Source organism: Acinetobacter sp. 102 (assembly GCF_037028485.1).
Taxonomy (GTDB): Bacteria; Pseudomonadota; Gammaproteobacteria; order Pseudomonadales; family Moraxellaceae; genus Acinetobacter; species Acinetobacter higginsii.
Genome location: NZ_JAZEZK010000002.1, coordinates 268,608 through 294,120 on the forward strand (window position 1 = coordinate 268,608; position 25,513 = coordinate 294,120).

Annotated in this window: 18 protein-coding genes; 13 read left to right on the plus strand and 5 right to left on the minus strand. The window is 40.7% G+C overall.

Going from position 1 to position 25,513, the window contains the following annotated elements:
- Nucleotides 1-33 precede the first annotated feature (33 nt).
- Nucleotides 34-1,308 carry a citrate synthase gene (gene gltA / locus WA352_RS03510; RefSeq protein WP_004652200.1) on the minus strand — a complete coding sequence of 425 codons (1,275 nt, stop codon included), beginning with the start codon at nucleotides 1,306-1,308 and terminating at the stop codon, nucleotides 34-36.
- An 899-nt stretch (nucleotides 1,309-2,207) separates the two neighbouring features.
- On the opposite strand from gltA, the gene sdhC reads away from it, so the two are divergent.
- The 9 genes from sdhC (at nucleotide 2,208) to sucD (ending at nucleotide 14,091) form a co-directional block, all read left to right on the plus strand.
- Entirely contained in the window at nucleotides 2,208-2,609 is a 402-nt protein-coding gene (gene sdhC / locus WA352_RS03515) for a succinate dehydrogenase, cytochrome b556 subunit (protein ID WP_017401997.1), read from the plus strand.
- Entirely contained in the window at nucleotides 2,609-2,974 is a 366-nt protein-coding gene (gene sdhD, locus WA352_RS03520; protein WP_004652198.1) for a succinate dehydrogenase, hydrophobic membrane anchor protein, read from the plus strand. The genes sdhC and sdhD overlap by 1 nt, the downstream gene beginning before the upstream one ends.
- Nucleotides 2,975-2,986: 12 nt before the next feature.
- A complete protein-coding gene (locus WA352_RS03525; RefSeq protein ID WP_004803167.1) occupies nucleotides 2,987-4,882 on the plus strand; it encodes an FAD-dependent oxidoreductase in 1,896 nt (631 codons plus the stop codon).
- A gap of 14 nt (nucleotides 4,883-4,896) precedes the next feature.
- Nucleotides 4,897-5,607, plus strand: coding sequence for a succinate dehydrogenase iron-sulfur subunit (locus tag WA352_RS03530; protein ID WP_004664446.1), 711 nt, complete (start codon nucleotides 4,897-4,899; stop codon nucleotides 5,605-5,607).
- A 747-nt stretch (nucleotides 5,608-6,354) separates the two neighbouring features.
- A complete protein-coding gene (locus tag WA352_RS03535; RefSeq protein WP_336141300.1) occupies nucleotides 6,355-9,195 on the plus strand; it encodes a 2-oxoglutarate dehydrogenase E1 component in 2,841 nt (946 codons plus the stop codon).
- Nucleotides 9,195-10,391 carry a 2-oxoglutarate dehydrogenase complex dihydrolipoyllysine-residue succinyltransferase gene (gene odhB, locus WA352_RS03540; protein ID WP_004803170.1) on the plus strand — a complete coding sequence of 399 codons (1,197 nt, stop codon included), beginning with the start codon at nucleotides 9,195-9,197 and terminating at the stop codon, nucleotides 10,389-10,391. Before WA352_RS03535 ends, odhB begins: the two co-directional genes overlap by 1 nt.
- A 59-nt stretch (nucleotides 10,392-10,450) precedes the next feature.
- Complete coding sequence (lpdA, locus tag WA352_RS03545) at nucleotides 10,451-11,884, plus strand: dihydrolipoyl dehydrogenase (protein WP_004803172.1); 1,434 nt, start codon at nucleotides 10,451-10,453, stop codon at nucleotides 11,882-11,884.
- 137 nt (nucleotides 11,885-12,021) lie between these two features.
- A complete protein-coding gene (gene sucC / locus WA352_RS03550) occupies nucleotides 12,022-13,188 on the plus strand; it encodes an ADP-forming succinate--CoA ligase subunit beta (protein WP_003655470.1) in 1,167 nt (388 codons plus the stop codon).
- 12 nt (nucleotides 13,189-13,200) lie between these two features.
- Nucleotides 13,201-14,091, plus strand: a complete 891-nt coding sequence (gene sucD, locus WA352_RS03555; protein WP_003655479.1) for a succinate--CoA ligase subunit alpha — start codon at nucleotides 13,201-13,203, stop codon at nucleotides 14,089-14,091.
- 91 nt (nucleotides 14,092-14,182) lie between these two features.
- Here the strand turns inward: sucD and WA352_RS03560 are convergent, their stop codons facing one another.
- From WA352_RS03560 to trpS, 4 genes are all read right to left on the minus strand, one after another.
- Complete coding sequence (locus tag WA352_RS03560; RefSeq protein WP_336141306.1) at nucleotides 14,183-15,823, minus strand: alkaline phosphatase D family protein; 1,641 nt, start codon at nucleotides 15,821-15,823, stop codon at nucleotides 14,183-14,185.
- A gap of 196 nt (nucleotides 15,824-16,019) precedes the next feature.
- Nucleotides 16,020-17,726 carry a flotillin family protein gene (locus WA352_RS03565; protein ID WP_005205870.1) on the minus strand — a complete coding sequence of 569 codons (1,707 nt, stop codon included), beginning with the start codon at nucleotides 17,724-17,726 and terminating at the stop codon, nucleotides 16,020-16,022.
- A 33-nt stretch (nucleotides 17,727-17,759) separates the two neighbouring features.
- Nucleotides 17,760-18,404 carry a YqiJ family protein gene (locus tag WA352_RS03570; RefSeq protein ID WP_005205862.1) on the minus strand — a complete coding sequence of 215 codons (645 nt, stop codon included), beginning with the start codon at nucleotides 18,402-18,404 and terminating at the stop codon, nucleotides 17,760-17,762.
- A 416-nt stretch (nucleotides 18,405-18,820) separates the two neighbouring features.
- Nucleotides 18,821-19,834, minus strand: a complete 1,014-nt coding sequence (gene trpS, locus WA352_RS03575) for a tryptophan--tRNA ligase (RefSeq protein ID WP_004652187.1) — start codon at nucleotides 19,832-19,834, stop codon at nucleotides 18,821-18,823.
- Between the two features lie 164 nt (nucleotides 19,835-19,998).
- Between trpS and WA352_RS03580 the strand changes: the two genes are divergently transcribed.
- The 4 genes from WA352_RS03580 to WA352_RS03595 all read left to right on the plus strand — a co-directional run.
- Entirely contained in the window at nucleotides 19,999-20,925 is a 927-nt protein-coding gene (locus WA352_RS03580) for a DUF808 domain-containing protein (RefSeq protein ID WP_004803183.1), read from the plus strand.
- A 37-nt stretch (nucleotides 20,926-20,962) separates the two neighbouring features.
- Nucleotides 20,963-21,853 carry a KPN_02809 family neutral zinc metallopeptidase gene (ypfJ, locus tag WA352_RS03585; protein ID WP_005205856.1) on the plus strand — a complete coding sequence of 297 codons (891 nt, stop codon included), beginning with the start codon at nucleotides 20,963-20,965 and terminating at the stop codon, nucleotides 21,851-21,853.
- A gap of 281 nt (nucleotides 21,854-22,134) precedes the next feature.
- Nucleotides 22,135-23,634, plus strand: coding sequence for a cation:proton antiporter (locus WA352_RS03590; protein WP_005322781.1), 1,500 nt, complete (start codon nucleotides 22,135-22,137; stop codon nucleotides 23,632-23,634).
- 469 nt (nucleotides 23,635-24,103) lie between these two features.
- On the plus strand, nucleotides 24,104-25,513 hold a 1,410-nt coding region (locus WA352_RS03595; RefSeq protein WP_336141309.1), incomplete at its 3' end, for a BapA/Bap/LapF family prefix-like domain-containing protein.

Below are 25,513 nucleotides of genomic sequence, written 5' to 3' on the forward strand. Positions count from 1 at the left end.
AGAAGCATCCTTTTTTATTAACGCTAATCGAAATTAACGTTTGATGTCGCGCTGCGTCGAGCCAGTGTAAAGCTGACGTGGACGACCGATCTTGTAAGGACCGCTGTGCATTTCTAACCAGTGGCTGATCCAACCAACTGTACGTGCAAGCGCGAAGATCACCGTAAACATACCTGTTGGGATACCAATCGCTTTTAAGATGATACCTGAGTAGAAGTCTACGTTCGGGTAAAGCTTACGCTCAACGAAGTACGGGTCGTTCAGTGCAATACGCTCAAGTTCCATTGCAAGTTGCAATTGTGGATCGTTGATGCCTAATGCAGCAAGAACTTCGTCACAGGTTTCTTTCATGACTTTCGCACGTGGATCAAAGTTTTTATAAACACGGTGACCGAAGCCCATGAGTTTAACTTCTTTGCGTTTTACTTTTTCCATGAATTCAGCAACGTTTTCTACGCTACCAATTTCATCTAACATTTTAAGTACAGCTTCGTTTGCACCACCGTGAGCAGGCCCCCAAAGTGCAGAGATACCTGCAGAGATACATGCGTATGGATTCGCGCCAGTAGAACCAGCAAGACGAACTGTAGACGTAGACGCATTTTGTTCGTGGTCAGCATGAAGCGTGAAGATACGATCCATTGCACGAGCAAGAACAGGATTTACTTTGTAATCACGGTCAGCAGGCGTAGCAAACATCATGTGTAAGAAGTTTTCTGCATAACCAAGGTCATTACGTGGGTAAATGAATGGTTGACCTACAGTGTACTTGTAGCTCCACGCTGCAAGTGTAGGGATTTTCGCGATTAGGCGAATTGCAGTAATTTCACGGTGGTTAACATCTTCGATGTCTAAACCGTTGTGATAGAACGCAGATAATGCACCAACAACACCAACCATGATTGCCATAGGGTGAGCGTCACGACGGAAACCATTGAAGAAGCGGCTTACTTGATCGTGAACCATCGTATGGTTACGTACTTTCGCATCAAATTCTGCTTTCTGTTCAGCATTTGGAAGCTCGCCATTAAGTAGTAAGTAGCAAGTTTCTAAGTAGTCTGCTTGAGTCGCTAATTGATCAATTGGATAGCCACGGTGTAATAACACACCTTTGTCACCATCAATGAATGTGATCTTAGATTCGCAAGCCGCTGTCGCCATAAAACCAGGATCGAAAGTAAAGTGACCTGATGCCAATACATCTTTAACGTCAATTACATCTGGGCCTAATGTGCCGCTGTAAATTGGTAATTCAATTTCTTTGCCATCAAGCTGTAATACGGCTTTTTTGCCAGTTGCTGCAGACATTCAATAGATCTCCTGTCCTGGTGAATGATTATCTGACTCGAAATACTAATCTTGTCATGTGCGAATCAGACGGTGTCAAAATTTGCTATAAGATTAGTGGTTACTAAAATTTTGTCAATTATACTTAGGGATAAAAAATGACGTTGCTACAGTCAATTAGTCATTCAGTATCGAAGAAAAAACTGAGTAAAATCACAGCACCGGTCGAGTATAATATGTCAAATCAAGTTTCAGGTGCATAAAAAAAATGAAGCATCAGTCCAATTGTAAGTAAATTTTTATTTGGGTCAGATGTTGCTGCTTATAAAATAAATACTTATCACGCTTGTAATCCCTCTATTTATTAAGGTTTGAAGTGAACTGTTCATTCAAAAACCATCTAAAAGCACTCTCTGTGGAGTAATAATTGATTCATTATGGTGCGATTAATTGTATAAAAAATGACTGATTAATTTTGGTTAAGTGATTGATGAAAATATATTATTAATTGAATATATTTAATATATAAATGAGGGGTATTATTTTTAACTATATATAAAGCTGAAAAATTCGGCTGCTTTAAAGCCGAAAAGGGGACTTTTTGTGAAATAACAAGAAAAGAATTTATAAAATTAAAAAGTATCTATAAAAAATAGTATTTTATTTTTATCATTACAAAACAATTAGATAGTTGTTTTTAGTAAAACTTGATGTATTTATCGCCGTTATTATGCGTGTGAATGATTCTTATTTAAAGTTTTTTTCGACTAAAGCGAAAGTTGATTGTTTGTATTTTGATATTTCACGTTTTATAATTCGGTGTCGTTATATAGGTTAGGCATGTGCTGTGCTTGCCTAACAATGCCAGCTTTCCTTTGAATTAAGTCAAACAAACTCCAGATGGAGTTTCTACCTACAGGATGCCCGCTGTGAAAAGCAACAGACCTGTCAATTTGTCCATGGGTCAGGTATTAGCGGTAAATTTACGCTCACCCGTGGCTATTGCCTCAATTCTACACCGTCTATCAGGTGTAATCGTTTTCTTATTGGTTGCAGTTCTTTTATGGATTTTGGATAAGTCTTTATCTTCTCCAGAAGGATTTGACTACGTTAAAAATGTCGTTTTCGGAAATATCATTGTACGTTTCATCGTATGGGTATTTGTAGCTGGCTTGATTTTTCACTTTATCGCAGGTGTGAAGCATTTACTTGCTGACCTCGGTTTTGCTGAAGAACTTCAAAGCGGTCGTATCGCTGCTACAGTTTCATTGATCTTGTCTGCGGTTGGTATTGTCGCAGCATTCGTATGGATTATGTTCTGATGAAAAGTGCTACAGGTTTAACAGGTTCAGGTTCTCGCGACTGGTATATCCAACGTGTCAGTGCTGTAGTGTTAGCTGCATACACTGTAGTTTTGTTTGGCTGGATCCTTTGCAATAGTGGATTTGGTTATGAACAGTGGGCTGGCTTTATGCTGACTTTGCCAATGAAGATTTTCTCTTTATTAGCAGTGTTATCGCTGGTTGCACACGCTTGGATTGGTATGTGGCAAGTCTTTACTGATTATGTAACGACTCGTCAAATGGGCCCTTCAGCTTCAGGTTTACGCCTTGTACTCACTTCTGCTGTCATTATTTCAGTGTTCGTGTACGCAATCTGGGGTATCCAGATTTTCTGGGCAAATTGATAGGAAGAGATCATGGGCGCAATTAACCCTAAAGAAGATTATTCAAATATTCAAAACCTCACTTTCGACGCAGTTATCGTTGGTGGTGGTGGTTCTGGTATGCGTGCTGCTTACCAACTTGCTCAAGCGGGTTTAAAAGTTGCTGTATTGACCAAAGTATTCCCAACACGTTCGCATACAGTTGCCGCTCAAGGTGGTATTGGTGCGTCGTTAGGTAACATGCAAGAAGATAATTGGCATTATCACTTCTATGACACGGTTAAAGGTTCTGACTGGCTAGGCGATCAGGACGCAATCGAGTTCATGACACGTGAAGCGCCAAAAGTTGTGTATGAGCTTGAACACTTGGGTATGCCGTTTGACCGTAACGAAGATGGTACGATCTATCAGCGTCCATTTGGTGGTCACTCTGCAAACTATGGTGAAAAAGCAGTTCCACGTGCGTGTGCTGCTGCTGACCGTACAGGCCATGCGTTATTGCATACCTTGTATCAAAGCAACGTGAAAATGGGTACTCAGTTCTACGTTGAATGGATTGCATTAGATTTAATCCGTAACGAAGAAGGTGATGTACTTGGTGTAACGGCGATTGACCAAGAAACAGGTAACATTGCTGTATTCCAAGCCAAAGCAACCTTATTCGCTACAGGTGGTGCGGGTCGTGTTTATCGCGCATCAACCAATGCTTATATCAATACTGGTGACGGTCTTGGTATGGCTGCTCGTGCGGGTATTCCATTGCAAGATATGGAATTCTGGCAATTCCACCCAACGGGTGTTGCTGGCGCAGGCGTATTGTTGACTGAAGGTTGTCGTGGCGAAGGTGGTATCCTTCGTAACAAAGACGGCGAACCATTCATGGAACGTTATGCACCAACTTTAAAAGACTTGGCGCCACGTGACTTCGTATCACGTTCTATGGACCAAGAAATTAAAGAAGGTCGTGGTTGTGGCCCTAAAGCGGATTATATCTTATTGGATATGACTCACTTAGGTGCTGAAACGATTATGAAACGTCTTCCGTCTGTATTTGAGATTGGTAAGAAGTTTGCAAACGTTGACTGTACTAAAGAGCCAATTCCAGTGGTACCAACAATCCATTATCAAATGGGTGGTATTCCGACCAATATTCATGGCCAAGTGGTTGTACCACATGGCGTAGAAGAAGGTGAATTCTCTGCAAGCTACAACAAAGACACTAAAGAGTATCATTATGTCGGTACTCGTGATTACGTAAAACCTGTGAAAGGGTTCTATGCAATTGGTGAATGTTCTTGCGTATCAGTACATGGTGCAAACCGTTTAGGTACAAACTCATTGCTTGACCTTGTGGTATTCGGTAAAGCAGCGGGTGAACACATCATTGACTACGTGACTAAACATCATGGTGATGATTATCAACCGCTTCCGACTGATGTATTGGTAAATACATTAGAGCGTATTCGTAAGTTAGATGATTCAACTACGGGTGAAAACGCGCAAGAAGTTGCTGATGCAATCCGTGACATCGTACAAGATCACGCAGGTGTATTCCGTACTCAAGCATTGCTTGATAAGGGCGTAAAAGAAATTCTTGCGATTGAGCCGCGTGTTCGTAACATTCATTTGAAAGACAAATCTAAAGTATTTAACACTGCGCGTGTTGAAGCATTAGAAGTTGAAAACTTGTATGAAGTTGCGAAGGCGACTCTGATTTCTGCTGCTGCACGTAAAGAATGTCGTGGTGCGCATACAGTTGTTGACTATGAGTTAGCACCTGATCACCCAACTTATTCTTACGGTCGCCGTGATGATGAGTGGATGAAGCATACTTTATGGTATTCATCAGATAACCGTCTTGAATATAAGCCGGTACGTTTCAGCCCATTAACGGTTGAAGCAATTGAACCTAAACCACGTACATTCTAATCGGGAGAACAAAGATGAGTAGAGGCACTCGTACATTCGAAATCTACCGCTATGATCCTGATAAGGATAAAGCGCCGTACATGCAAACTTTCAAACTTGAGTTAACTGATAAGCACCGTATGTTGCTTGATGCGTTACTTGCGTTGAAAGTGCAAGATGAGTCATTAACATTCCGTCGCTCTTGCCGTGAAGGTATTTGTGGTTCGGATGGTGTGAACATCAATGGTAAAAATGGTTTAGCGTGCTTGTGGAACTTAAACGATTTACCAGAGAAGATTGTGATCCGTCCTTTACCTGGTTTACCAGTGGTAAAAGACTTGGTTGTAGACATGAACCAGTTCTATGATCAATATGACAAGATTCAGCCATTCTTGATTAATAATCAGCCAGCACCAGCAAAAGAGCGTTTACAGTCTCAAGCAGAACGTGAACACTTAGATGGTCTGTATGAATGTATTCTTTGTGCATGTTGTTCAACGTCATGCCCATCATTCTGGTGGAACCCTGATAAGTTCCTTGGGCCGTCTGCATTGTTAAATGCATACCGCTTCATCATTGACTCTCGTGATACGGCAACACAAGAACGTTTGGCTCGTTTAGACGACCCATTCTCTTTGTTCCGCTGTAAAGGGATCATGAACTGTGTATCAGTATGTCCTAAAGGTTTGAACCCGACAAAGGCCATTGGTCACATTCGTAATATGTTGTTAGATCAAGCGGGTTAATTTGCTTTTTCTAGCGTAAAAAAGAGAAGCTCCGAAAGGGGCTTCTTTTTTTTATGGTTGCTGTAATTGCTGGCTGCTTAAAAAATATCTATTTGCAAAAGTTGGGCTTGAATTTTAGAAATGAGGCCTTAAATATTTATAGATTTTGCTGTTAAACCAAATCATGGGAATCGATATGATAAATATATTGATTTATTTTTCATCAAACTGAATAAGGTTTGTGCAAGATTTGTAGAGAATGTTTATTTTTGATCGATTGGAGTGCAACTTTTATCAAAAGGGCGGTATATTAGAATATAATTTGATGTGTGTATTTAGCTGCTTTATAGATGGTATGTGTCAAAAAAATCAATCCCTGCTTGAGAACATGATAGGATTTCTGCCACAAATGAAATCAAAAAATAAACAGATTCTGGATGTTATCGATCGATAATGCCTTAAAGATTTGTACAGATTTCATGGAAAAAGTCAATTTAGAAAAGTTAAAAATCCAGTTAATTTTTCTAAAATGATTTGCAAAAAATTGCTCGATTTCATCGAGTATGAAAAATGAGTTATGTGCCTTGAATTGAAGGTGCGTAGCTCATTTGTTACATCAAAGGGAATACTCCTGATGTGTAGTAATAATGTCTCAAGGTTGGATGATCTTGAGTAGTAGTGTCGTGTTTACCAATTTGACACTATGAATCATGGGTGTGCTTAAAAGGCAGCCTGTATTATTTTTTGCAATAGGAAATGGGTCCAAAAATGCAAGAAGTTGCTGACGCATCGCGTCTTGACACTGAACTTTCCGCTGATAGTGCAGCGTATATTGAAGAGCTATACGAGCAGTACCTAACTTCTCCAACCTCAGTGTCAGAGGATTGGCGTGAATATTTCGATAAATACCCTAAAGGTGATCAACCACACGGCAGTGTGCGCGAGCAATTCCTCCTTTTGGGACGTAATGCCAGCCGAGTTCAGCCTGTCGTACAAAGCACTGTAAGTACAGAACATGAGCGTCGTCAAATTGGTGTATTACAACTCATCGCTGCTTACCGTAACCGTGGTCATCAAAAAGCTAAACTCGATCCATTAGGTCTTGCGAAACGCGAAGACGTTCCTGACCTCGATTTATCTGCACACGGTTTAACTAAGTCTGATCTCGATACTGTATTTAATACAGGCAACCTCGCAATTGGAAAAGCAGAAGCAACATTGTCTGAAATGGTTGAGGCAATGGAAGCGACTTACTGTAGTTCAGTTGGCGTGGAATATATGCATATCGTTGACACTAAAGAGAAACGTTGGATTCAACAACGTTTGGAAAGTGTTCGCGGTAAATTTAACTATAGCAGTGATCAGAAGAAAGGCTTCCTAGAGCGTTTGACTGCTGCAGAAGGCTTAGAAAAGTATCTTGGTAATAAATTCGTTGGCGCGAAACGTTTTGGTGTAGAAGGCGGTGAGTCTTTTATTCCAATGATGAACGAAATCATTCAACGTGCAGGTAGCGTCGGTTGTAAAGAAGTTGTGATTGGTATGCCACACCGTGGTCGTCTCAACCTTCTTGTCAACATCATGGGTAAAAACCCAGCTGATCTGTTTGGTGAGTTCGAAGGCAAGAGCCTGCATAAAAAAGGTTCTGGTGACGTTAAGTATCACCAAGGCTTCTCTTCAAACGTGATGACTCCAGGTGGCGAAGTTCACTTAGCATTAGCGTTTAACCCATCACACTTAGAGATCGTTGGTCCTGTAGTTGAAGGTTCGGTTCGTGCACGTCAAGTTCGTCGTAAAGACATTGGCGGTGATGACGTTCTTCCAGTGATTGTACATGGTGATGCTGCATTTGCGGGTCAAGGTGTAAACCAAGAAACCTTCCAAATGTCACAAACACGTGGTTATACAGTGGGCGGTACAGTCCATATCGTGATTAACAACCAAGTTGGTTTCACGACCTCTGATCCACGTGATACACGTTCTACAGAATACTGTACTGACGTTGCAAAAATGATCCAATCACCGATTTTCCATGTGAATGGTGATGATCCTGAAGCTGTGATTTTCGTAACTCAGCTTGCTCATGATTTCCGTCATACTTTCCGTAAAGATGTCATTTTAGACTTGTTCTGCTACCGTCGTCGCGGTCATAACGAGGCAGATGAACCATCTGCAACTCAGCCATTGATGTATCAAGTGATCAACAAGAAAGCGACTACGCGTACCTTGTATGCTGATCAATTGGTTCAAGAAAAAGTACTCGATCGCGCAAGCGCAGATGCAATGGTTGAAGGCTACCGTTCTGATTTGGAAGCGGGTAACCATGTTGCCAATGCTTTAGTTCGTGAACCAAACAAAAAAATGTTTGTCGATTGGACACCATATTTGGGTCATGAATACACAGATCTTTGGGACACAACATTCAGTATCGATCGTTTGAAAGAACTTGGTTTAACAATGAATACATTACCAGAAGGTTTTGTATTACAGCGTCAAGTTCAAAAAGTCATTGATGATCGCGTGAAAATGCAAACAGGTGAAATGCCACTCAACTGGGGTGCTGCAGAAACCTTAGCGTATGCGACTTTACTTGATGATGGTTTCTTGGTTCGTATTACGGGTGAAGACGTGGGTCGTGGTACATTCTCGCACCGTCATGCCAAATTACATAACCAAGTGGATGGTTCTGTTTATATTCCACTTTGCCATATCAAAGAAAATCAGCCACGTACTGCGGTTTATGACTCTTTATTGTCAGAAGAAGCAGTGCTTGCATTTGAATACGGTTATTCAACCACATTGCCAAAAAGCTTGATCGTTTGGGAAGCTCAATTTGGTGACTTCGCTAACTGTGCACAAGTTGTAATTGACCAGTTTATCGCTTCGGGTGAAACCAAGTGGGAGCGTGTGTGTGGTCTAACTATGTTGTTACCGCACGGTTATGAAGGTCAAGGTCCAGAGCATTCATCTGCACGTTTAGAGCGTTTCTTACAGCTATGTGCTGAAGACAACATGCAAGTGATGACACCTACGACACCTGCACAGATTTTCCATGCATTACGTCGTCAGGCAGTTCGTCCGATTCGTAAGCCAATGATCGTGATGTCGCCAAAATCGTTATTGCGTCATAAACTTGCGACTTCAACTTTAGATGAATTAGCAAACGGTTCATTCCAAACTGTGATCGATGAAATTGATCAAATCAACAAAGCTGACGTAACTCGCTTAGTGCTTTGTGGCGGTAAGGTTTATTACGATTTACTCGAAAAACGTCGTGAGCTTGGTTTAAACCATATCGCGATTGTTCGTATCGAGCAGTTATATCCATACCCAGAACAACGCTTAGCTGAAGTAATGGCAGCTTATCCAAACATTCAAGAACTTGTTTGGACACAAGAAGAGCCGAAGAACCAAGGCGCTTGGTTGTTCATCGTTCCTCGTTTGTATGAAGATGTTCTTAAATCTGGTAAACAAATCCGTATTAGCTATGCTGGTCGTGAAGCATCTGCCGCACCTGCTTGTGGCTCGCCATACTTGCATGCAAAACAACAAGCTCAGCTTATCAATGACGCACTTGCGATTGAAGTTGAACAATCAGGAGATTCTAAATAATGGCAACCGAAATTAAAGCACCGGTATTTCCAGAGTCAGTTGCTGACGGTACGATCGCAACTTGGCACAAGAAAGTAGGTGAACCTGTATCACGTGATGAAGTGATCTGTGACATTGAAACCGATAAAGTTGTTTTAGAAGTGGTTGCTCCAGCTGATGGTAGCTTAGTTGCAATCATCAAAGGTGAAGGCGATACAGTTCTTTCTGACGAAGTGATTGCTCAATTCGAAGCTGGTGCTGTTGCTGCAGCTGCTCCTGAGGCTGCTGCACCAGCAGAAGCGGCACCTGCTGCATCTGCTCCTGCGGCTGCTGCATCAACTCAAGCAGTTGATCAAAACCAAGCGCCTGCAGTTCGTAAAGCATTATCTGAAACTGGTATCAATGCTGCTGACGTACAAGGTACAGGCCGCGGTGGTCGCATCACCAAAGAAGATGTTGCTAGCCATCAAGCTAAACCTGCTGCATCAGTTCAACCATTAAGCGTTGCTGTAGGCGAGCGTATCGAGAAACGTGTTCCGATGACACGTTTACGTAAACGTGTTGCTGAGCGTTTATTGGCGGCTACACAACAAACTGCAATGTTAACAACGTTTAACGAAGTTAACATGAAGCCAATCATGGAAATGCGTAAGCAATATAAAGATGCTTTCGAAAAACGTCATGGTGCGCGTTTAGGCTTTATGTCTTTCTTTGTTAAAGCAGCGACTGAAGCATTAAAACGCTACCCAGCAGTGAACGGTTCTATTGATGGTGATGATATTGTTTATCACGGTTTCTATGACATCGGTGTTGCTGTATCGAGTGAGCGTGGCTTAGTTGTACCAGTCCTTCGTGATACTGACCGTATGAACTATGCAGAAGTGGAAAACGGTATCCGTGATTACGCTTTTAAAGCGCGTGACGGTAAATTAGGTATCGAAGACATGACTGGCGGTACGTTCACGATTACCAATGGTGGTACTTTCGGTTCATTATTATCTACGCCAATTTTGAATACGCCGCAAACAGCGATTTTGGGTATGCATAAAATCCAAGAACGTCCTATGGCGGTAAATGGTCAAGTTGAAATCTTGCCAATGATGTACTTAGCGCTTTCTTATGACCACCGTTTAATCGATGGTAAAGAAGCTGTAGGTTTCTTGGTAACAATCAAAGAATTGTTAGAAGAACCAGCTAAACTCATTCTTGATCTTTAATACTACAAATATTGCCTCCCATATAAAGTGATCCTTTATATGGGATTTTGGAGATAAAAATGTCTCAACAGTTTGATCTTGTTGTCATTGGCGGTGGACCTGGTGGTTATGAAGCGGCGATTCGTGCAGCTCAACTTGGTTTCAAAGTCGCTTGTATCGAAAAACGTATTCACAATGGTAAGCCATCTTTAGGTGGTACCTGTTTAAACGTTGGTTGTATCCCTTCTAAAGCATTGCTTGACTCTTCTCACCGTTACGAAGCAACTGTTCATGAACTTGCTGAACACGGTATCACCACAGGTGAAGTTAAATTTGATTTAGACACTTTGTTGGCGCGTAAAGACAAAGTTGTTGATCAATTGACGGGTGGTGTTGCTCAATTACTAAAAGGTAATGGTATCGAGTGGTTACAAGGTACTGGTAAATTACTTGCAGGTAAAAAAGTAGAATTCACACCGTTTGAAGGTGAAGTACAAGTTTTAGAACCAAAGTACGTGATTCTTGCGACGGGTTCTGTACCTGTAAATATTCCAGTAGCACCTGTTGATGAAGACTTAATTGTTGATTCGACTGGCGCATTGAAATTCTCAGAAGTTCCTAAGCGTCTTGGTGTAATTGGTGCTGGTGTTATCGGTCTAGAACTTGGCTCTGTATGGCGTCGTCTTGGATCAGAAGTTGTTGTGTTTGAAGCATTAGATGCATTCTTACCAATGGCTGATAAAGCATTGGCGAAGGAATATCAAAAAATCTTGAAGAAACAAGGTTTGGATATCCGTATTGGCGCGAAAGTTTCTGGCGCTGAAACCAATGGTCAAGAAGTAACGGTTAAATACAACCAAGCTGGCGAAGACAAAGAACAAGTTTTTGACAAGCTTATCGTTTGTGTAGGCCGTAAAGCATATGCAGAAGGTTTATTGGCTGAAGATTCAGGCATTAAATTGACTGAGCGTGGTTTGGTTGATGTAAATGACCAATGTCAAACATCTGTAGAAGGTGTTTACGCGATTGGTGACTTGGTACGCGGTCCAATGCTTGCACATAAAGCAATGGAAGAGGGCGTAATGGCTGTTGAACGTATTCACGGTCACGCAGCTCAAGTGAACTATGACACGATCATCAGCGTTATTTACACACACCCAGAAGCAGCTTGGGTTGGTTTAACTGAAGAACAAGCCGCTGAAAAAGGTCACGAAGTTAAAGCAGGTCAATTCCCGTTTGCGGTGAATGGTCGTGCGTTGGCTGCTGGTGATACTGCTGGTTTTGTGAAATTCGTTGCTGATGCGAAAACAGATCGTCTTTTAGGTATGCACGTTGTGGGTCCTAATGCATCTGATATCGTACACCAAGGTATGATCGCGCTTGAATTTGTTTCTTCTGTTGAAGATTTACAATTGATGACTTTCGGTCACCCGACTTTCTCTGAAGTTGTACATGAAGCAGCGCTTTCTGTTGACGGTCGTGCAATCCACGCGATTCAACGTAAGCGTAAATAAATATAAAGTGTGGTTCGCCACACTTTTTTTGAATGATGATGATTGTCTTATTTAGACAATCATTGATTCAATATGTAGCAGTCTGATTTTAAGAAGATCAAGGCTGTATCACTACAAACAACATAGTAGGTAACTAAATGAACTTACATGAGTATCAAGCTAAAGCGTTATTGAAAGAATATGGCATGCCAGTACAAGAAGGTATCTTGGCAACAAATGCAGACGAAGCAGTTGCTGCATTTGAACAGCTTGGTGGTAAATTCGCTGTAATGAAAGCGCAAGTTCATGCTGGTGGTCGTGGTAAGGCTGGTGGCGTTAAAGTTGCAAAATCTAAAGAAGATGTTATCGAGTTTGCAAACAATATCATTGGTACTCGTCTTGTAACGTATCAAACAGATGCAAACGGTCAACCGGTTAACAGCATTATCGTTGCTGAAGACGTTTATCCAGTTGAGCGTGAGCTTTACTTGGGCGCGGTTGTAGACCGTTCTAGCCGTCGTATTACTTTCATGGCTTCTACCGAAGGTGGTGTAGAAATCGAGAAAGTAGCAGAAGAAACGCCTGAAAAAATTATCAAAGTTGAAGTTGATCCTTTAGTTGGCTTACAACCATTCCAAGCACGCGAAGTTGCGTTTGCTTTAGGTTTGAAAGACAAGCAAATCAGCCAATTCGTAAAAATTATGGCTGCTGCTTACCAAGCATTTGTTGAAAATGACTTTGCATTATTCGAAATTAACCCACTTTCAGTTCGTGAAAATGGCGATATTTTATGTGTAGATGCGAAAGTAGGTATCGACTCTAACGCGCTTTACCGTTTACCTAAAGTTGCTGCTTTACGTGACAAGTCTCAAGAGAATGAGCGTGAATTAAAAGCATCTGAATTTGATCTTAACTATGTTGCTTTAGAAGGTAACATCGGTTGTATGGTGAATGGTGCTGGTCTTGCAATGGCAACTATGGACATCATCAAACTTTATGGTGGTCAGCCTGCAAACTTCCTTGACGTTGGTGGCGGTGCAACGAAAGAGCGTGTAATCGAAGCGTTCAAAATCATCCTTGCTGATACTTCTGTACAAGGTGTTTTAATCAACATCTTCGGTGGTATCGTACGTTGTGACATGATTGCTGAAGCAATTATTGCAGCGGTTCAAGAAGTAAATGTAACTGTACCAGTTGTTGTTCGTTTAGAAGGTAACAACGCTGAGTTAGGTGCTAAATTACTTGATGAATCAGGTTTGAAATTAATTTCTGCGAACGGTTTATCTGATGCCGCAGAAAAAGTTGTAGCTGCAGTTAAAGCGTAAGGAGTATCAATCATGAGCGTATTAATTAATAAAGACACTAAAGTATTGGTACAAGGTTTTACTGGTAAAAACGGTACTTTCCACTCTGCACAAGCTTTAGACTACGGTACAAAAGTTGTTGGTGGTGTTACTCCTGGTAAAGGTGGTACAACTCACCTTGACCTACCAGTATTCAACACAATGAAAGAAGCGGTACGTGAAACAAATGCAGATGCATCTGTTATCTATGTACCAGCTCCATTCGTTTTAGACTCAATCGTTGAAGCGGTTGATTCAGGTGTTGGCCTAATCGTTGTGATCACTGAAGGTGTTCCAACAATCGACATGCTTAAAGCGAAACGCTACTTAGAAACTAACGGTAACGGTACTCGTTTAGTTGGTCCTAACTGCCCAGGCGTGATCACTCCAGGTGAATGTAAGATTGGTATTATGCCTGGTCACATCCACCAACCAGGTCGTATTGGTATCATTTCACGTTCAGGTACATTGACTTATGAAGCTGTTGCTCAAACAACTAAGCTTGGTTTAGGTCAGTCTACTTGTATCGGTATTGGTGGTGACCCAATCCCAGGTATGAACCAGATTGAAGCGCTTCAATTGTTCCAAGACGATCCAGATACTGATGCAATCATTATGATCGGTGAGATCGGTGGTACAGCAGAAGAAGAAGCTGCTGAATTCATCAAATCTAACGTGACTAAGCCTGTAGTCGGTTACATCGCGGGTGTAACTGCACCTAAAGGTAAACGTATGGGTCACGCTGGTGCGATCATTTCTGGTGGCCAAGGTACTGCTGAAGAGAAATTCGCTGCATTTGAACGCGCAGGAATGGCTTACACGCGTAGCCCAGCTGAGCTTGGTTCTACTATGTTGCAAGTTTTAAAAGAGAAAGGTTTAGCGTAATACGTTAGATTTTAATCTTTAAAAAAACCCCAATGGAAACATTGGGGTTTTTTATTGGGTTATTATTCAGTTTTGTTTTAATGTTTGAGCTTTAACCCAACACGGCTGTTAATTCTTGAGTATATTGGGAAATACCGTCCAGATTAAAAAATTCAACTTTTAACGCTTTACTTTGGGGATCAATATTCACTTCACCAAAGAACTGGTACCCATCTAAAGGCGAGAGATTTGCTTTACCTGCGGGTGGAGTTTTTTCAAAGATCACTTGTCCACCAAAGGTTGCATCCATTTGATTAGGACCAAAAGTACCCGCATTTAAAGGACCTGCTACAAACTCCCAGAAGGGTGAAAAATCAGTAAATTGAGCCCGAGTATTATCATAATAATGTGCGGCACAATAATGAACATCGGCTGTTAGCCATATAATGTTTTTTACTGACTTAATACGACGAAGTAAGCCAGCAATTTCCAGTTCACGCCCGAGAGGTGCGCCATTGTTGCCATTTGCAATCGCTTCCCATGTTTTAGCAATACCGTCAGCGACGCCAAAATTATCTTGCACATTTAAACCAATCGGCATATCTGCAGCAATCACTTTCCATACGGCTTTTGAATTAGACAATTCATCCACCAGCCAGTTGACTTGAGTTTCACCGAGAAAGGCTGTGTCTGCATTTAGACTGGCCTGTAAATTGGTACTATTACCTCCACGATACGACCGCATATCGAGTACAAATACATCTAGTAATGGACCATGACTGATTTTACGGTAAATACGCTGATCGCTGAATGCCTCAGTTGTCCATGGCATCGGAGAGTATTCTAAAAATGCTTGCTTGCCACGATAACTCAGCGTATTGATGTCTTTTTCGGTATAAGCATTATTTTTGCTCAGATCTTTGGTAGCAGACCAGTTATTGGTAACCTCATGGTCATCCCATTGCCAAATTTGCGGTACTTCTGCAGCGAATTTCCGTAAGTTTTCATCCATAAAATTATAACGATAGCGACCACGGAATTCTTTTAGGCTTTCAGCGACTTTACTGACTTCTTCTGTGACAATATTTTTCCAGATGCGCAGCTCATCGGGCTTTAATGATTGTCCTGCTTGTAAAGTCACCGTATTTTGGATCGGACCATCTGCGTAAATGGTGTCACCACTATGAATAAAAAAGTCTGGTTGACGTAGCCGCATCGTTTCCCAGATTTTCATGCCTCCAATATCGGGATTAATACCCCAACCTTGTCCCACAACATCACCACCCCAAACAAAGCGAATGGGGGAGGTGCCTGTTGATATGGTGCGGAAGCTACCTGTATAGATTTCACTGGTGGCATTATTTTGTGTCGCATCTTCAAAGCTAACTCGCAAAAAAATATGCTGATCATTTGGTAAACCTGTCAGATTCACTCGCCCTGTATAGTCACTGGCTGCGGTTACCACTGGGCCTGATACGACTTTGGGTTGTTTAAAGCGATCAGTAAAGTCATATTCTACACGTAGTTTCGAAGCTCGATCTGATTGTGCCCAAATGGTTGCATTGCCATTGCGGACATCACCAATTTGAATACCAGACGGGAGTTTGGGTCTGGCATGCTCTGGAAGAATAATTGCTGGGGCTTTGTTGTCATTTAGGCCGCAGGCAGCCAAGGTTGAAAAAGATGCAACACCGACAGCCAATTTTCCACTATTAATTAAGAAACGACGACGGCTTTGAATAAACTGCGACATATTGGCATCTCATTTATTTACTGAGGTGGGGATTTTGCAGTATGAGAAGCCTAAGTGAATGAATGATGACATCAACATCATTTGAATTTTTGCAGAAGCGAGAAGTGCTGATTTACTTTATAAAAATAAAAAAATCGGCTGCAAGACAACCGATTTTTGAAATGACTTACAGCTCTCTAGCCATAAGATTGTTGGTCTACTCTTTTGGTTTTAACCCTTGCGTTAAACCATTAATATCACCACCTTGTAAGCCAAGTTCATTCATTAAGCTATCAATGAGTGGTGCTTGTGAGCGGTAGCGTAGGGCACTATTTACCACTTGATCAGATAAAGAGGTTTGACCATTTTCAACCGTATCGCTACCGACAGTACCGCCACCTGCAAAACCATTTAAACCATTAACTTGTAAAATCTTGATATCATCAATATTCTCCATTGGTTTAACACTTTCGCGAATGATCTCAGGTAAGTGTTTAAGCAAAGCTAAGCGAACTTGCATTTCAACCTGTTCAGCAGAAAGAGTATTGGCTGCTTCATTCACCGCACGCGCACCTTCCGCATCAACCTGATATTGTTTTTCCAACGCTTGAGCAAGTAGGATTTTTGCATCCGCCTCACCTTTCGCTTTTAAGCGAATCTTTTCAGCATCTGCTTCTGCTGCAATACGTACTGCTTCTGCTTCATCAGCAGCGGCTTTTTTACCTGCATCCGCAGCAACCGTAATTGCAATGGCTTCTTTCTCTGCCGTTTGTTTAGCTGCAACCAGCTCGACTGCTTTTTGACGCTCAGCACGTTGTGTTTCACGTACCGTCACAACTTCTTCCTCTGCTTTCACCGCTTCGGCACGAGCCTTGTCTGCTTGCGCTTTGGCTTCTGATTCAGCACGAGATTTTTCAGCAATGGCAATGGCGCGATCTTGCTCAGCCAATTCAATAGTTTTCTTCTGTTCGACCTGTGCTTTTTGAATGAGCTGAGCTTTTTGAATATTTTCATTCTCTACATCACGAGCAGAAGCAATTCGTTTTAGTTCCACTTCACGCTCAGCCGCAATTTGAGCTTCTTCAGCCTCACGTTTTTTACCTGCTTCTTGAGAGGCGATTTCTGCAGTTTGTTCAGCTTTACGAATCGAGATTTCGCGCTCTTGTTGCAACTTTGCATATTCTTCTTCACGTGAAATTTCTAAACGAGCACGTTCTGCTTGTAAGTTCTTGGCACGAATCGCAAGGTCAGCATCTTGTTCAATATCATTGCGTTTCTTGCGACGGTCTTCAATGGTTTCGGTCAGCTTGGTTAAACCTTCCGCATCAAACGCATTTTGTGGATTAAAGAATTTAAAGCTAGTTTGGTCTAGACCCGTTAAAGATACGGTTTCAAGTTCTAGACCATTTTTGGATAAATCTTCAGACACGACTTGTTGAACTTTTTGCACAAAGTCGACACGCTTTTCATGTAGTTCTTCCATTGCCATTTCTGCAGCAACGGCACGAAGTGAATCGACAAATTTACCTTCGACCAGATCTTTAAGCTCTGGCGGGGACATGGTTTTACGCCCCAAGGTTTGTGCAGCAGTCGCAATGGACTCTGCAATCGGTTTAACACGAACATAGAATTCAGCCATGACATCGACACGCATCCGGTCACGGGTAATCAGGGCTTGGTCTGCAGCACGTTTTACCTCTAAACGTAAGGTATTCATATTTACAGGAATAATTTCGTGTAAGACAGGGAGAACAATTGCACCGCCATTTAAAATGACTTTTTCGCCACCAAAACCAGTGCGCACAAAAGAAACTTCTTTACTTGAACGGGTATAGAGACGGGCGATAATTATGCCAATAAAAATCAGTGCTGCAAAAATAACACCAGTAATAATTAAAATTTCAGTCAATGCTGAATTCAACATGTAAACACCCTCATGTAGTCATAAATATAAAAATTAAGCAGCAATCGCTTGGAATCCAATTTTGGTTCTTTGCGTTAAAATCACATCTTGTCCTTGATGGAAAACCAGATCAAGTTCGGGTTCAACCAAGACGTAATGGGTTTGGCCAAATTGGTCTTTAACTTTGGCTTGTGCAGGGGAGTTGGGTTTAGCATCCCCTAAAATGATATGTGCTGTTCTGCCAATTAGATCGTCTGCTTGAATTGCTGTGGTTTCATCTTTAGGAATAATTTTGGCAATTAATGCAGCGCTGTAACGGACCAGTGGCATACAGAGAAATAAGCAGGCAGGGGCAATGATCCACGCAGAAAGATAATGTTCTGTAAATTGATAGAACAGGTCTTGGATGATTAAACCTGTGAGTGCATAGACGGTTAAGAAGATGATCAGCCAGATCAGTAAAGGGACTTTACCCAAATACAGCCATTCTAAAAACTGGATCAAAACAGAATCAGATTGTTCTACAGAGACATCTGCATGATCAATATCGCTCAGACTATCAGGTAAAAATTGTTCTAAAAAGCTAGAACTACCACCGAATAATAATAGAATGAATTCGAGCAGGCCAATAAACAGGCATAGCATTAAAGCAATGCTAAAAACAAGGTTAGAAGGATGTGTTAAAAGATCCCAGATCATCGTAATTACTCTTATTTCTTTTAGCGTTAATTAATAAATTTTTTATAAAAATAAAACAGTTATAAGAGTAAAGCCAACACGTCTAAATTTCAACCTAAATTGACCACAATCTTGCAGACGAAAAAAAACGCAATGATTGGGGTGATCACTGCGTTGAACAACGAATCTGTTTAAAACAGTTTCGGTTGAAAGGAGAAATGTCATGAGATTAGTGTTAACTAACCTACAACGCCATAGTATTTAAAAACCTGACTAAGTTCATCGGTATTCATGTTAACTACTGTTAATAGATGTTAAGAAGTGACGATAATTGTTAGTTTTTGATTGTTTGGATGAGTTCTAAAATAAAACTTAAATCAAATGCTTAAAACATAAAAAGCCCAATCAAGGGCTTTTTATGTGAAAAGTAACGCAAATTAGAATTTAAATAATCCAATTCCCGCTTTCACTTCATCCAGTGTTTGTTGAGTAATGATGCGGCACTTTTCGGTACCTTGTTTCAATACATCCATAATGTAATCTGGATCTTTTTCCAGCTCAGCACGACGTTCACGAATCGGGGCAATTAGCTCTTGCAAAACACCTTCCAAGCGCTTTTTCACAGTACCATCACCGAGACCACCACGACGATAATGTGCTTTTAATTCTTCCACTTCTTCTTTGTTTGGATCGAAAGCATCAAGATAGGTAAATACGATGTTGCCTTCAACCTGACCTGGGTCTTCAATACGAAGATGGTTTGGATCGGTATACATTGCATTGACAGCTTTTTTGATGTCTTTATCTGTAGCATTCAACACAATGGTATTGCCCAAAGATTTCGACATCTTCGCTTTGCCATCAAAACCAGGTAAGCGTGCCATATTTGACAACAGGGCTTTACATTCTGGTAATAGATCATGACCAATTTGACGATTAATACGACGTACCACTTCGTTGGTTTGTTCGATCATTGGGAGTTGATCTTCACCAACAGGAACGACAGTCGCTTTAAATGCGGTAATGTCTGCTGCTTGTGCAATTGGGTAGCACAGGAAGCCTGCTGGAATATCACGCTCAAAATTACGTAATTGAATTTCAGCTTTTACAGTAGGGTTACGCTCTAAACGTGCAACAGTCACGTAATTGAGGTAAATCATGGTCAATTCATTCAACGCAGGTAAGCAAGACTGTACACAAATTGTGGTTTTGCTTGGGTCAATCCCGACAGCAAGATAATCGAGTGCAACTTGCAGGATGTTATTGCGGACTTTATCTGGATTATCAGCATTGTCTGTCATTGCTTGCGCATCTGCTAATAACAGATGTTGATGGTGACTATCTTGTAGACCTACACGAGAACGTAATGAACCGACAAAATGTCCGAGGTGGAGTTGTCCCGTTGGACGGTCGCCTGTCAAAATGATGGGACGTTGATCAATATTACTCATGATATGTTCCAAGATTCAGTAATTTCATAGATATAAGATTGATATTATTGTACGAGAAATAAATTTTTTTCGTCAGCGATAATTTTAACTTTTTCTTAAAATCATATTGTGATTTCACTGCGTGATTCTACAATGGCTGTATAAATACAAATCAGGAAATAAAAATGGCGAGTGGTTTATTACTATTACTAGATGATATTGCAACAATTTTAGATGATGTTGCTGTCATGAGTAAAATGGCAGCCAAAAAAACTGCTGGTGTTTTAGGTGATGACTTAGCGCTTAATGCCCAACAAGTCAGTGGGGTACGATCAGATCGAGAATTACCTGTAGTCTGGAGTGTTGCAAAAGGTTCATTTGTTAATAAATTAATTCTCGTTCCATTGGCCTTATTGATTAGTGTTGTTGCCCCTTGGTTGATTAACCCGTTGCTTATGATCGGAGGTCTATTCCTCTGTTATGAAGGGGTAGAGAAGGTTGTGCATATGCTGTTTCATAAAAAAGCCAAAACAGCAGAGGAGGCCAGTGAAAACTTACAACACGTCGAAGTCGATTTAGCCAAATTTGAAAAGGAAAAAGTAAAGGGAGCGATTCGAACAGACTTTATTCTTTCTGCTGAAATTGTGGTGATTTCGTTAGGTACAGTTGCAACAGCTGCATTTATGACTAAAGTGACAGTATTAAGTATTATTGCAATCGTCATGACTGTCGGGGTATATGGCCTAGTTGCAATGATCGTAAAAATTGACGATTTAGGTTTATATCTTACACAACAAGCTTCTGAATTAAAAAATAAAATCGGTCGTGGTTTACTTGGTTTTGCTCCAATTTTAATGAAAACACTTTCAATTGTTGGAACGGTTGCAATGTTTTTAGTGGGTGGGGGGATTATTTCGCATACCATTCCTTTATTGCATCATTTTACTGAAGAAACGGTTGATCATTTAGAGCTCATTCCAAGTGTCGGTTCAATCATTGGTGCTTTAACACCAACCTTGATTAACTTAGGTATTGGTTTGCTTGCAGGCGCTGTTGTGTTGATGATTGTCAGTTTGATTAAGAAACTCTGGCCAAAAAAAGCATCTACTTAAACCTAGGTCGTCATCATCAGAATTATGTGAGGTAATTATGCGTTGGAAAGGTCGTCGAGTCAGTACCAATGTAGAAGACCGTCGTGGTGGTGGCGGTGCGAAAGCAGGTGGTATTAGTATTATTGGGCTAGTGGTCGCCTTTGTGGCTTGGAAATTTTTTGGGGTTGACCCTCAACAAGCCTATCAAGCGACACAAGCTGTAACCGCACAGTCTTCTCAACAAGGCAGTGCACCACAGAACTTGACTGCTGAACAAAAAGAGGCCAGTGAGTTTGTTGGAACGGTGTTGGCAGATACCGAAGATACGTGGACACCAATCTTTCAGCAGCTGGGGATGACTTATAAGCCGCCAAGCTTAGTACTCTTCAGTGGCGTTGTACGTTCAGGGTGTGGTACTGCACAGGCTGCGATGGGACCTTTTTATTGTCCGGCTGATCAGAAAGTTTATATTGATACCTCATTCTTTAAAGATATGCGTCAGCAAATGGGTATTTCTGGAGAACAAAATCAAACAGAACTTTCTCGTCAGGATCAGGCTGGGGATTTTGCTCAGGCCTATGTGATTGCGCATGAGGTGGGGCATCATATCCAAAACCTATTAGGTATTTCAGGTCAGGTGCAGCAAGCACGTGCACAGGCCAGTCAAGCACAAGGTAATCAACTCTCTGTACGTTTAGAATTACAGGCAGATTGTTTTGCAGGAATCTGGGCGCATCAGAATCAAAAACGTACGCAGTTCCTTGAACAAGGTGATATTGAAGAAGCAATGGATGCAGCCGAAAAAATTGGTGATGACTATTTACAACGCCGTGCGACTGGACAAGTTGTGCCAGATAGTTTTACTCATGGTACTAGTGAACAGCGGATGCAATGGTTTCAGATCGGTTTGAAATCAGGTGACGTGAATCAGTGCAATACCTTTAAATAGGACAAAAAAGGAGCGTTGCTCCTTGATTTTTATACGGAAGATATACGAATCAGAAGAACAAATAACGTAAAATAAGAGCGTCTATGCTGAATTGAGGATGATTGGTTTATTGTTGTGCCTAAACCATTTGTTAATATAAATTAAATAATAAGATGGATGAATTGCAGCATAGGCCTTCACTCTTTATTCAATTGCACAGTATTTTGAATTTTATCATTGATTAAAATTTTAAAATTTAAATAAAGTTTATGTTGTTAAAATTGAATAAATAAAGAGGTCATATGGGTAACTTTTTTCTTTTACAAGCATTGACGGTTGTTTTTGCCTTATCCATTGCGACGACCATTTTTAATAAACGAATTTTGGGTTTTCCTCAGGCCATTGGTGTTCCAATTGTCTCGGCTATTTTTGTCTTTATTTTGCAGTGGGGTGCAAGTTTATTAAATGGTAATCAATTTATTACCATTAATATTCATAATATTGAAGCTGCTGTAAGAAATATTGATTTTTATGATTTTCTAATCAATGGTGTGATTTGTTTTATTTTAACGTCATCTGCGCTGAAATTTAGAATTTCAGATTTAAGGAGTTACTGGAAACCAATTGGTATTTTAGCCACGATTGCACTGGTGTTATGTGCAGGATTTTACGCAGGATTATTGTATTTATTTCAATGGTTGGTTGGTTATCCAGTTCCAATTGGTGTTTTACTATTATTAGGAGCGGCACTTGGAGCAACAGATCCAATTGGCGTTAAAGGGGTATTAAGTTCTATTCGGGCACCGCACCATTTGATTGTAAAACTAGAAGGTGAGTCTTTATTTAATGATGCAATGTGTATTGCCTTATTTATGACGTTATTAAAAGTTTTACAGGGGGAGCATTTTTCATTACTGGCAACAATTGAAACGTTATTATATGAAATCTTTGTTGCAGTGATTATTGGTTTTGCATTTGGTTTTGCGATCTTACGTTTACTAAGAGGTAAACATGAGATGGAGTCTTTGATTTTAACTACCGCACTACTTGCAAGTGGTTCTTATCTCGTTGCTTTATTTGCGCATGCATCTGCTCCGATTGCCTGTGTCATTGGTGGTTTGATTGTCGGCAACAAGTGGCAGGAAATTCGCGAACAAAGAGAAATTCGTGAAGTGAACCATTTTTGGCATACTGTTGAAGGGATTATCAATTCATTCCTGTTTACTTTGATTGGTTTAGAGCTGTTTATTCTGGATTTAAGTGCCAACTTAATTATTGGTGGCATCATTGCCTTTATTATTCTGCATTTATCTCGTTTTGCAGCAAACTTCGCTGCTTTCGCCCTATTTCCATCCTTCCGTAATAAAAGTTACAACGGCAGTTTAGCTATTCTTTCGTGGGGCGGTGTCCGCGGAGGGATTTCACTGGCGTTGATCCTTGCTGTGGCGAATATTCCAGAATTGAGCCAATACAGTAGTATCTTGATTGGCTATACCTTTATTAGTGTACTGCTGTCAGGTGTGGTTTGTGGTCTTGGTTTACCTGCAGTGATGAATGCTTTCTATTACAATCCGAGTGAAGAGACACAAGGGCTGAAGGGTTTCTACCAACGGATGTGCAATAAGATGAATCGTCGTGGTTTTAAATATATCGTTGATGAGGATAGCTTGGGGAGAGAAACGATTACTATCTATAATCCTGAAATTTTATTGGATCAGAAAACTGAAGATGGAGTCGCAACCATGCATCATCCAAATAAGAGAGAAGAAGTTAAGCGACTAGAGAATCCTGAGAATTTTTAATTGCATATTTTTGTTTTTTGTTAAAAAAGCCTTTTTATAAAAAGGCTTTTTATTTTATTGGGTAAATAAAAGTTAAACTATATTTGAATTTTAATTAAAGAATAATTTGAAAATTCAATTTGTATTTATTATTTAAATAATATATTTAAAAAGTTTGTTAAATTAAATTTAAATACCTTTTAGGAATCTAATAACTTATTTTATTATATTTGTTTAGAAGTGTAATTTTTATAATTATTAAGAAAAGCTTTTTTATTTTTTAATCTTTTAAATCATGATCTTATTTTGTTATGAAAAAATATTACAATGTAAGTTTGTTTTTTTATTTTGTGCGCTATTTAACATTTATTTTGTTTGATTTAAAGTGTTGCTGTGAACTCTATCACTTAGAAACAATAATTTAAACTTAAGTTAATAATGTAATTAAGAATTGATTAAGAATTAATAATTTATAATGAGGAATATAACCATGTCTCAAATACAGATTATTTCCAAGGAAAGTCATCAAACCCTTGTAAATACGACGGGAAAAACAGCAACATTACCTTCTGAACCTTCAGTTGTATTAATTAAGGTCTCTGCAAATGATATTTCAGTTGTTAAGAGAGATGGTGAAAATGCTGTTGTAGTATTAAAAAATGGCGAAACAATCGTTATTCATAATTTCTTTAATAATAGTGAGGTAGCAGATAACAGCCTTGTACTACAAGGTGATGATAATCAATTAGTCTGGGCACACTTTAAGGATATGGAAAGTGATGCCGATGCCGATGCGGACGCAGATGCAGATGCGGACTCGGATGATGATGATCATGAAGGGGCTGTCTTTTTAGAAGAAACACCAGCGGTAGTACCCGAAGCGGCAGCGGCACCTGTTGAAGCAGCAACATTGCAGCCAATTCAGGCAGTAGAACCATTACTTTATGCAGGTGAAGCATCGAGTGGTTTTAGTCCATGGTTGTGGGCTTTACCTGTACTTGCGATTGGCGGGATAGCCGCAGCAGCAAGTGGCGGCGGTGGAGGTGGGGGCAATAATGACAACAATACAGATACCACACCACCAAATACGGATGGCGTAAAATTTAATATTGATCCAGTCACTGCAGACAATGTCCTGAATGCAGCAGAATCTGCGGGCAATGTAACCTTAACTGGAACCTTGACAGGTGTGCCAGCAGATGCAGCAACCACAGTGGTAACGGTTGTAGTCAATGGTGTGACCTATACAGCGACAGTCAATTCGGCGAATGGCACTTGGAGTGTGAGTGTGCCAGGTAGCGGTTTATTGGCTGATGGCGATAAAACCATTGATGCCAAAGTTACGTTTACAGATGCGGCAGGCAATAGCAGCAATGTAACAGATACCCAAGTGTATACAGTTGATACAACTGCACCAAATGCACCAGAGATTAATCCAATCAATGGCACAGACCCAATTACAGGGACTGCAGAACCAGGTTCGACGGTGACGGTGACGTTCCCAGATGGCAGTACGGTTCAAGTACCAACAGATCCAACCACAGGGGTATGGACCACACCAAATCCAGGTAATTTACCGAATGGCAGTACAGTAACGGCTGTAGCAACAGACCCAGCAGGTAACCCATCTGTACCTGGTACAGAAACAGTGGATACAGTTGGCCCAGATGTTTCAGGTACAGGTTTAACTATTGATTCTGTGACTGCAGATAACGTTATCAATGCAGCAGAGTCTGCATCAAACGTGACAGTGACAGGAACGTTGACAGGTATCCCAGCAGATGCAGCAACCACAGTTGTTACTTTGCTGATTAATGGTGTGACTTATACAGCGACGGTAGATACAGCAACAGGTACGTGGAGTGCCAGTGTTGCAGGCAGTGACTTATTGGCGGATGCG